Raw genomic sequence first — 2703 nt, forward strand, 5'->3', positions numbered from 1 at the left:
GCGTGGCTCGCAGAGTCCGTGGGAGGCACGGCCTGCCTCCTCGACGGCGACGGAGCCCTCCTCGCCGGCGAGCCGGTCGCCCTCGACGAGAAACTGGTCGCGGACGTCCTGGCAGGCCGCCTGGCGTCGGCGGCGCTGCAGGACCGTGAACGGCATCTGCGCGTGGTGCGCGTCGGCGCCCCGCCCCCGTCCGCCGCCGGTGTGCTGGCCGTCGCCGGCCCCACCCCCTTCGACCGGCAGGGCGCCGAACTGTTCAGCAGTACCGCCGCCGTTGTCGAACTGCTGCTGCGGGCCCACGAGACGGCCAGTGCCGGACGCCGGCTGGAACGGGCGACCGCCGCGCTGCGGCTGGCGGTCCTGCAACTGCTCATGGTGGAGGACACCGTCTCGGCCCGCCGGGTGGCCGCGGGGCTGTGGCCCGGCCTCCTGGACGCGGACACCGCCCGTGTGTACGTCGTGGAGGGGCGTCGCGACGCACGCGACCGGCTGGCCGCCGACTGCCTGGACGCGACCGGAGGGCGGGCCCTGGTGGTGCTGTGCCCCGCCGACGACGAGCATGTGATCGTCGTCGCCCCCGGACAGGGCGGCGGGAGCGGCGGGGACGGCGGCCGGGGCGCCGGAGACGCACTGCGCGCGCTCGTCGCCGCGCGCCCCGGCACGTACCTCGGCGGCAGCGCCCGGCACGGGCTCGCCCGTACGGCGACGGGGTACGCCCAGGCGGTGAGCGCGCTGGCGGTGGCCCGGTTCAGCCCGCACGGCGCGGCGATGTACGCCGAACGCACCCGTCCCGAGCGGCTGATGGACCCCGAGGCCCTGCGCGCCTGGTCGGCCCGGCTGCTGCGGCCGCTGGACGCGCTGGCGCACCACACACGCGCCGAACTCCTCGCCACGACCCGGCTGGGCCTGGAGTTCACCGCCGTCGCCGCGGCCCGCATCCTCGGAGTGAGCCGCAACACGGTCCGCGCCCGGATGGAGCGAGCCGGGGAACTCCTCGGCACGGACCTCACCCATCTCCCCGCCCGGGCCGCCGTCCACCTCGCCCTGAACACCCAGGCATCCCTGGACCCGGTCCCCGAAGGGTCCGCGGGCGACGGCGTCGTACGGTTCGCCGATCTGCTCGCCGGGACGGCGGTGCGGGCGTGGGCTCACGAACTGCTCGGGCGGTTGACGGCCGACGGGCGGGATCTGCGGGGCACGTTGCGCGCCTGGATCGCCGCCGGGGGCAACGCCGAGCGTGCCGCGCACCTGCTCGGGATGCACGCACAGACCGTGCGCGAGCACGTGCGCGGCGCGGAGCCCGTCCTCGAACGCCGGCTGCTCACCACGGGCAGCGACCAGTACGAGGTCGTCCTGGCGCACCTGGCGGTGGGCGACCTGGAGCCGCCCGCCCTCGGCGGCGAATCCCGGCCGGGATGAACGAGGACGTACCGGACGCACCTGTGCACGCATGAGCCCGGAACGCGGCCGAAAGAGCACCGGCGCGGTACCCGGCGCCCGGGCATGGCGCGTAGCTTCGACGGGCCGCGGGGCAGCCGCGCCCCTGGACGAGGGACCGCGGGGCAGCCGGCGCCCCGTACGCGGAGGTGGGACCGGAACGGGGGACCGGTCCGGCCTCCGCCCACCGGTCACGGAGATCCACGTCACGTGCCGGACGGACGTACGCCGCTTCCTGTGAGGAACGCCACCGCACCCCGGACTCCCGAGCCTCGCGCGGCAGTTGGGGCGTCACGCGGCCATCGTGACCGGCCGGGCGGAACGACTGTCCCGTGGCGTCTGTGAGGATGGGCAGCCGCTGTGCCGGACCACGTCTCAACGCCGAGCCGCCCCTGGCGGCACAGCACGGCAAGCCGTCCGGTCCTCCCACACGAGCGTTCCTCCGTGCCTTCTCACTCCACCTCCCCCGCCGCGCCCGCGCGCCCGCACGCCGCGGGACCGCGCCGCGTGATCCTTCCCTCGCCCCGGCGACCGCGCCCCGCCAGGGCCACGGCCGAGGACCGCGCCCCGTGGCGCGCCCTGCGCCACCCCGGCATGCGCTGGTGGTCGGCGGCCAATCTGGTGTCCAACGCGGGCACCTGGATGCAGCTGACCGCGCAGAACCTCCTGGTCCTCCACCTCACCGGCTCCGCCGCGGCGACCGGTCTGTCGCTGTCCGCGCAGGCCGCGCCAGGGCTGTTGCTGGGGCTGGCCGGCGGCGCCGCCGTCGACGCCTGGCCGCGCCGGATCACCGCCTCGGTGAGCCAGGCGCTGCTCGCGCTGGTCGGCTTCGTGACCGCCGCCCTCGTGGTCACCGACCGGCTGTCCGTCCCGGTCCTGATGGTGCTCGCCGCCGTCACCGGCCTGATCGCCACCGTCGACGCGCCCGCCTGCGCCCTGCTCGGCAACGACCTCGTACCGCCGAAGGACGTGCCCTCGTCCATCGCGCTGGGCTCGGTGGTCAGCGGAGCGGGCCGTGTGGGCGGCACCGCGCTGGCCGGTGTGGTGATCGGCTGCTGGGGCCCGGGAGCGGCGTACGCGGTGAACGGGCTGTCCTTCCTCGCCGTCGCCGCGGTCATCCCCTTCCTGCGCCCCCACCCCGCCGCCGAACCGCAGACCGGGCCCGCCGTCCGGCCGAGCCCGTCGGCCGCCCCGTCCCGGTGCGGCACAGGCGCCCGGGAGGGCCTGGCCTTCTTCCTGCGCCGCCCCCGCCTCGTCGCGCTGGCCGGC

2 protein-coding genes are annotated in these 2703 nt (G+C 76.7%); both read left to right on the forward strand.

Annotated features, from left to right (window positions below; genetic code table 11):
• Nucleotides 1-1416 (forward strand): helix-turn-helix domain-containing protein (locus tag IE249_RS22760; RefSeq protein ID WP_229859041.1); only part of this gene is annotated, 1416 nt, incomplete at its 5' end.
• A 612-nt stretch (nt 1417-2028) separates the two neighbouring features.
• Nucleotides 2029-2703 (forward strand): MFS transporter (locus IE249_RS38180; protein WP_229859110.1); only part of this gene is annotated, 675 nt, incomplete at its 3' end.

Origin of the sequence: Streptomyces anandii JCM 4720 (genome assembly GCF_014650655.1) — a bacterium.
Taxonomy (GTDB): domain Bacteria; phylum Actinomycetota; class Actinomycetes; order Streptomycetales; family Streptomycetaceae; genus Streptomyces; species Streptomyces anandii.